The following is a 5,610-nucleotide window of genomic DNA, read 5'->3' as shown; positions in this document are numbered from 1 at the left end:
GAAATTAGTTTGATTTATGGATTTCTTGATACTTTTGGCGAGTTTGCATCAACCTTTACAGTATGTCAGAAAGGTTGCAGCGCCTGTTGCAAAATAGGTGTCGAAATGACGGCATTAGAAGCAAGTTTTATAGAAAAAAACACATCCCACAGAATTGTATCTAACAAGCAAAGAAAATTAAAAACCAATACAGATTGCCCATTTTTAATTGATGGAATCTGCTCCATATATGAATATCGACCTTTCAATTGTAGAACCTTTTTCACAGTAGATAACCCTAAGTACTGCGAAACACCAAACGAACCTCATAGGACATATGGGAGTTTAGGTGGTCAAGACATAAATATAATTTATCAGTTTCGAAAATATATTGACCATCTAAATGGGAAGAGGAAGAAGAGTGATATCAGATTCTTCTTTGGGAATCATAAAGGAATAAAATAGCCAGGCATGGAAATATTTCAGTCCAGTTCTGCTGGCTGCGCGGGATCTGGCCTGGTAATATGGACCTGATTTTTTAGAAGAGAGGTTGTTTATGCCAGGGGAAATATATTCGTACCAGGTTATTACCGATACAACTGAACGCCTGCTCAATCAGTATGTAGCTGATGCACAAGCTAGCCCTGAGAGATCTGAAGCGTTGGTGGCAGCTTTTAATGGTGCATTTTGGTTGTGGTATCAACTCACCAGAGATTCAGATAATCCTGACAGAGATGCTGACGGAACACGTTTCATGGATCTCATACCTGAATTTCCAGAGCAATAGGCCGGGTCTGCGGCCTGTTTTTACGCCCCTCATTTAATTCCCCGCGCGGTTAGACATTCAGGTGATTGCGTCCAGTTCTGCTGGTAGCGCGGGATCTGGCTTGGTATACTAATCACACAATATCTATTCCCCATTCATAATCAGGTGAATCATGTTCAATAATGATTTTCTGTTTTATGCACCTATCTGTATAGGTGTAGGCATAGTTGCCTATTTTCTATTTATTAAAAAGAACTAATGTCGCGCCAGTGGCCTTTCTACTACTCCTCATTTAATTCCCAGCGCAGTTAGACATTCAGGTCATTCCGTCCAGTTCTGCTGGCTGTGCGGGATCTGGCCTGGTAAAATTAATGAATTGGTAGGAAAAGGAATATCCTATGACGACAGTTTTCAGGTTGATGGTTGCTTATCAGAAAGAAGACTGTTCTCGGAAGGAGCGTTATCTTTCTGCTTCTTCTCTTCCGTGGCCGGAACGTTATCAACGAAAGCCATTAATGCGACGATCACCCCGTGACCGGACGTTATTCAAGATAGCTGACAGGGATCTCCGCTATAAAAAGCGTGGCAGATATGCAAGACCAGAAACGAGTATGGTCATGCCGTTCAGTCTTTGTAGCAAGGCATAAACTCATCAGTCAGACCGTGCCAGCGGCATTTTTTATGCCCCTCGTTTAATTCCCGCGCCCACCTGGACGATCAGGTGATTCTGTCCAGTAAAAGAAGACATCATCGGGTTCATCTGCAATAAACAACAGATACACAAAAAATGCTTTTCTCCCTGGACATTTCGGCACTATCGGAATAAATGTCCAGAAAATATTTTGCTTGGTCGTATTTATTATTCTTGCACAAATACCCCAGCCTGTGCCGGGAGGTGAGCACTGACAGATGTTACCTGCCATTTCCCTTCAGCAGCGCCACCGCCTCATCGCCTGGCATCTGGAACTGCACCCGGTGCCGTGCCGCGACATCGAGCGCAAACACTTTCGTGTAGACCTCCGTCGAGCTGATCGACTTGTGTCCCATCAGGCTCTGCAGCACCTTCAGCGGGATGCCGGCATACAGCATGTGCATCCCGTAGCTGTGACGGAACGTGTGCGGGGTAACCGGTACCGAAAACGTCACCCCGTCGGCGGCAGCCGCATCAACGGCTTCACTTATCCAGGTCCGGACCGTTCTGTCGGTAATTTCCCAGATGCGTGCCTTCTCGGTTCTGCCTGTGCGTTTATTACGGCGCTCCAGCGGAATTTTAAGCGTGGCCACCATCATCTCCAGCTGGCTGACATAGTTCGCATCGGAAAGCGGAACGATACGATGAGGCTGGCTACCGGCCGGAGCTCGGCCGGCCGTTCTGGTGGCTTTTTCGGTCCGCTGCTTGAGCGTGGCCAGCTGCACGAACGGGTAGGGCGCCGTCAGCGAAAAATCACTCCGGGTCAGCGCCAGCGCTTCGTTAATTCGGGCGCCGGTGTTCCACAGGGTGGCCAGCAGCATCTTGCGGTGCAGATCGGGCACGTAGTGGAGCAGGGCGCTCACTTCCGGCGCCAGCAGGTATTTAGGCAGCTCGTCCTGAACGAGCGCCATCTGTCGCAGGGCCAGCGCGGCCGGGTAATCGATGGCCACCGGCAGCTGCGCGGCCGAAAATGAAACGCCCTGGCCTGGTATTGCCGGTATCATTATTTATTGCCCCCGGTGGAGAGGTATTGCACTGTAAGTCGTGCCAGGGCCTTCTGCGCGTAATCCTCGCCCGGGAGCACACTGATTTCTCCCCGGCGTTCCATCTCGGCGCCGATAGCGCTCAGGGTCGTAGTTACCGGCAGCAGGCGGCGCAACAACAGGGCGTGCCCGCATGCGGAACGGATACGTTCGGCAAACGCATCCTCATCGCGGGAGTATGCGCCGGGCGCCGGTCGTTCCCGGCCGTCCTTTTCCGACTGCAGTTCCTGGCACAGCGTCAGCAGCTCAACGATCTCACTGGCTGCATAAACAGCCATCAGGTCATGGTTCATTCCGGCTTATCCTGATTTGCCAAACAGCTGAGGCAGTTCATCAAACAACATCACATGACGGGTGCGCTTGCCGCGAAAAATACGCCTCATCATCGGCGTGAAATCCGCAGGCTCCCAGCCATAGGGCCACGTATAGTAAATCCCTACCTGCAGCGTGCTGTCGCGTCGTTCTGGTCCGGCAACTATACGCCTGACCTCCCTGTTCAGCGCCTCACCGCGCAGACCGTACTGGCCCAGGTAGCGGCGCAGCCGCATTCTCGGCATCCGCGGATCGGATTTCACGTAAGCATTAATATCCATATGCTGGGTGGCGGTGAGGATATTCATGCCGTACTTGCGCATGGTGCTGAAAGCGGTGGCCATCACGTCCGCTTCTGTCCGTGGTTCATCATCGGTTCTGTTCATCTGGGTTGTTGCGTGGTCCGACCGTCTAAGCTGACGCGGTATCATCCTGCAGCGACCGGAAGACAAGCAGGGCGTCCGTCCTGGAGAGTAGCTCGGTACAGTCCCCGCGCTGCGGGTTAATCTCTTCATCAATGGCCTCGTTATACTGCATGCGCAGCCGCCATCCCGTCACGGGAGGCGCGTTCTGTATGGCCAGCACCATCCCTTCCGGCGACAGCAGTTCACGGAGGGTGTAGCAGGCGCCAATCCGGGTCGAATCCCGCAGCCACATCACGGGGTACTCACTGACCAGCTGGTCATACACACATTCCGGCGTATGGAAATAATTCCCGTCCGCCCTGCATAAATTACACATTCGCGTTCCTTGTATTGAGAAACCCCGTCAGGCCAGGTCTGTCATAAAACGGCCAGGCTCAAAAGGCCAGCGCCTGTCGCCCTGCGAGTACACCTCGATCCACGCCAGTGTCCCGTGCTCAAAATACAGGTGATAACCGTCATCGGCACTGAGGGTCAGCATCCCGTCAAAACAGGTATCGGTTCGCGTACCGTCACCCATCCAGCGAAGCAGGCGGCCTTCAGCGGAAATCTCGTAAAATTCACACTCGCAGTCCAGGTCGTCGGTCTGAAAGTCCGTCCCGGTGACTCCGTCAGGCATCCGGTACCGGAATCTGACCGTATCAAACATTCCCATAATTTTGCTTCCTTAAATTGCTTAAAAATCCCGCCCCGTCGGTTGTCAGTTTGCGCTAGTCGGGGCTGTCTCCCGGCGTTCACCGGTCAGCTCCCAGGCTCTGACGGCGCGCGCATAATCCGCCGTCGTCACACGCAGACTCATCGCCTGGCACTCCAGCTGCACTACATGACCGGTCCGGGAGGTTTCCACACACCGGTTCGTCAGGCTGCGGCCGTTGGCAATGTCATCAGCCAGATCCGGTGCGGACACATAGCTTTCGTAAAGAATCGTTCCGGCGATGGCCAGTCCTGCCACCAGAACGGTGTACAGAACGAGCGCAATAGGTTCGGTTGCATATGCCTTCCCTTTAATTAATGCCCCGCCCGATAATACCGACAGGGTAATGCTTTACGCGGCACTGTTTAGGGAGTAATTACCCCATCAGCAATCATCATGAGAGCAATTATCACTGCACTGATAATAACCATCCTTATAGCCACGCCGTTAAATTACAGGACGGCCGTTCCGTCCGGATCCGACTTTTCGCGCTTTACGAAGTTTCCGGAAGTGTACCACGGTGAGAGAATAACCACAGCGCCCTTTTAGGGTGGTGAGCGGCCGGTCACGGGGCAGGGGAGGGACACAACATCTAGCGTCACTGTCAGCTGGTAACACCGCTACATCTTGTGTTTTTGGGCCGCTGCGCGCCGGAGGGCGGAAAGCAGATCCGGAACTACCTTTTTTCGGATCTGACCGGGAAAAGAGAGAATACAACATAGGTTCAACATATCCATATGCCGGGCATCTGCATAGGTGTGGCATACGCATATACTTACCATCTGCATATGCTATGACTATACATATGCTTTGCATCTGCATATACTGAACATAGTCATACAGGCCGGTCGGCCAGGAGGAAATGATGAGAACTGTATCCATTTTTAAAAACGGCAATAACCGCGCCATTCGTCTGCCCCGCGATCTGGATTTTGAGGGAGTGAGCGAGCTGGAGATCGTCCGGGAAGGGGACAGCATTATTTTGCGTCCCGTCCGGCCGACCTGGGGCTCGTTCGCGCAGTTCGAGAAGGCAGACCCGGACTTTATGGCGGAGCGCGAGGACGTTGTCAGCGACGAAGGACGATTTAACCTGTGAACAAGACCTATATGCTCGACACCTGTATCTGCTCGTTCATCATGCGCGAGCAGCCGGAAGCCGTCCTGAAGCGCCTGGAGCAGGCGGTGCTGCGCGGCCAGCGCATCGTTGTCTCGGCCATCACTTATTCTGAAATGCGCTTCGGGGCCACCGGCCCGAAGGCCTCCCCGCGCCACGTCGAGCTGGTCGACGCGTTCTGCGCCCGCCTCGATGCCATCCTGCCCTGGGATCGCGCTGCGGTGGACGCCACCACGGAGATTAAGGTGGCGCTGCGAATGGCCGGGACGCCGATCGGCCCGAACGACACGGCCATTGCCGGGCACGCCATCGCCGCCGGTGCCGTGCTGGTGACGAATAATACGCGGGAATTTGAGCGGGTACCGGGTCTTGTGCTGGAAGACTGGGTAAGATAACGCTGTAAAACAAAACAGGCGGTCTGGCGCAGCCGGACACTCTTTCAGTCAGCGGTATATAAAGGAATAAAAGATGCCTCTGATCACGCGGCTTATGCTGCAAAACTTTAAAAAGTTTCCGGAACTGGACCTGCGCTTCACTCATGACCGTAACATTCTGGTCGGGGACAATGAGTCCGGGAAAAGCACGATTC

Annotated in this window: 12 protein-coding genes and 1 pseudogene; 6 read left to right on the top strand and 7 right to left on the bottom strand. The window is 53.2% G+C overall.

Annotated elements, in window-relative coordinates:
• The 3 genes from ACOI7Z_RS26720 to ACOI7Z_RS26710 form a co-directional block, all read left to right on the top strand.
• A partial coding sequence (locus tag ACOI7Z_RS26720) for a YkgJ family cysteine cluster protein (protein ID WP_109253983.1) occupies positions 1-444 on the top strand: 444 nt, incomplete at its 5' end.
• Positions 445-535: 91 nt separating this feature from the next.
• On the top strand, positions 536-766 hold the full coding sequence (locus ACOI7Z_RS26715) for a hypothetical protein (RefSeq protein ID WP_011977773.1): 231 nt from the start codon (positions 536-538) through the stop codon (positions 764-766).
• A gap of 377 nt (positions 767-1,143) precedes the next feature.
• Entirely contained in the window at positions 1,144-1,392 is a 249-nt protein-coding gene (locus ACOI7Z_RS26710) for a DUF7301 family protein (RefSeq protein WP_019405053.1), read from the top strand.
• Positions 1,393-1,657: 265 nt separating this feature from the next.
• On the opposite strand, the gene ACOI7Z_RS26705 is transcribed toward ACOI7Z_RS26710, so the two are convergent.
• The 7 genes and pseudogenes from ACOI7Z_RS26705 to ACOI7Z_RS26675 form a co-directional block, all read right to left on the bottom strand.
• Positions 1,658-2,440 carry a site-specific integrase gene (locus tag ACOI7Z_RS26705; protein WP_004152340.1) on the bottom strand — a complete coding sequence of 261 codons (783 nt, stop codon included), beginning with the start codon at positions 2,438-2,440 and terminating at the stop codon, positions 1,658-1,660.
• Positions 2,440-2,772 (bottom strand): hypothetical protein, encoded by a 333-nt coding sequence (locus ACOI7Z_RS26700; RefSeq protein WP_004152339.1) that lies wholly within the window; start codon positions 2,770-2,772, stop codon positions 2,440-2,442. The genes ACOI7Z_RS26705 and ACOI7Z_RS26700 overlap by 1 nt, the downstream gene beginning before the upstream one ends.
• Before the next feature lie 6 nt (positions 2,773-2,778).
• On the bottom strand, positions 2,779-3,177 hold the full coding sequence (locus ACOI7Z_RS26695; protein ID WP_004171440.1) for a hypothetical protein: 399 nt from the start codon (positions 3,175-3,177) through the stop codon (positions 2,779-2,781).
• Between the two features lie 25 nt (positions 3,178-3,202).
• A complete protein-coding gene (locus tag ACOI7Z_RS26690) occupies positions 3,203-3,532 on the bottom strand; it encodes a hypothetical protein (RefSeq protein ID WP_004152337.1) in 330 nt (109 codons plus the stop codon).
• Positions 3,533-3,559: 27 nt separating this feature from the next.
• A pseudogene (locus tag ACOI7Z_RS26685) lies at positions 3,560-3,694 on the bottom strand (hypothetical protein); the annotation flags it as partial.
• Positions 3,695-3,913: 219 nt separating this feature from the next.
• On the bottom strand, positions 3,914-4,120 hold the full coding sequence (locus ACOI7Z_RS26680) for a hypothetical protein (protein ID WP_004153649.1): 207 nt from the start codon (positions 4,118-4,120) through the stop codon (positions 3,914-3,916).
• 234 nt (positions 4,121-4,354) lie between these two features.
• The gene (locus tag ACOI7Z_RS26675) at positions 4,355-4,816 is read right to left on the bottom strand and encodes a hypothetical protein (RefSeq protein WP_072093212.1); all 462 of its coding nucleotides are present in this window, start codon (positions 4,814-4,816) and stop codon (positions 4,355-4,357) included.
• Between ACOI7Z_RS26675 and vapB the strand changes: the two genes are divergently transcribed.
• The 3 genes from vapB to ACOI7Z_RS26660 form a co-directional block, all read left to right on the top strand.
• Positions 4,773-5,003, top strand: coding sequence for a type II toxin-antitoxin system VapB family antitoxin (gene vapB / locus ACOI7Z_RS26670; protein ID WP_001261282.1), 231 nt, complete (start codon positions 4,773-4,775; stop codon positions 5,001-5,003). The two genes, ACOI7Z_RS26675 and vapB, sit on opposite strands and share 44 nt — an antisense overlap.
• Entirely contained in the window at positions 5,000-5,416 is a 417-nt protein-coding gene (locus tag ACOI7Z_RS26665; protein WP_001044770.1) for a type II toxin-antitoxin system VapC family toxin, read from the top strand. The genes vapB and ACOI7Z_RS26665 overlap by 4 nt, the downstream gene beginning before the upstream one ends.
• 73 nt (positions 5,417-5,489) lie before the next feature.
• Positions 5,490-5,610 (top strand): AAA family ATPase (locus ACOI7Z_RS26660; protein WP_420702482.1); only part of this gene is annotated, 121 nt, incomplete at its 3' end.

The organism is Klebsiella sp. C283 (assembly GCF_048822555.1).
In the GTDB taxonomy this organism is placed as follows: Bacteria; Pseudomonadota; Gammaproteobacteria; order Enterobacterales; family Enterobacteriaceae; genus Klebsiella; species Klebsiella quasipneumoniae.
Note: the sequence above shows the minus strand (reverse complement) of the source record. Positions and strands in the feature narration are given on the sequence as shown.

Coding starts and splice junctions, on each gene's coding strand:
- ACOI7Z_RS26695 (WP_004171440.1), bottom strand. CDS start 3,177: ATGAACAGAACCGATGATGAACCACGGACAGAAGCGGACGTGATGGCC.
- ACOI7Z_RS26690 (WP_004152337.1), bottom strand. CDS start 3,532: ATGTGTAATTTATGCAGGGCGGACGGGAATTATTTCCATACGCCGGAA.
- ACOI7Z_RS26715 (WP_011977773.1), top strand. CDS start 536: ATGCCAGGGGAAATATATTCGTACCAGGTTATTACCGATACAACTGAA.
- ACOI7Z_RS26710 (WP_019405053.1), top strand. CDS start 1,144: ATGACGACAGTTTTCAGGTTGATGGTTGCTTATCAGAAAGAAGACTGT.
- ACOI7Z_RS26705 (WP_004152340.1), bottom strand. CDS start 2,440: ATGATACCGGCAATACCAGGCCAGGGCGTTTCATTTTCGGCCGCGCAG.
- ACOI7Z_RS26675 (WP_072093212.1), bottom strand. CDS start 4,816: ATGGCGCGGTTATTGCCGTTTTTAAAAATGGATACAGTTCTCATCATT.
- vapB (WP_001261282.1), top strand. CDS start 4,773: ATGAGAACTGTATCCATTTTTAAAAACGGCAATAACCGCGCCATTCGT.
- ACOI7Z_RS26700 (WP_004152339.1), bottom strand. CDS start 2,772: ATGAACCATGACCTGATGGCTGTTTATGCAGCCAGTGAGATCGTTGAG.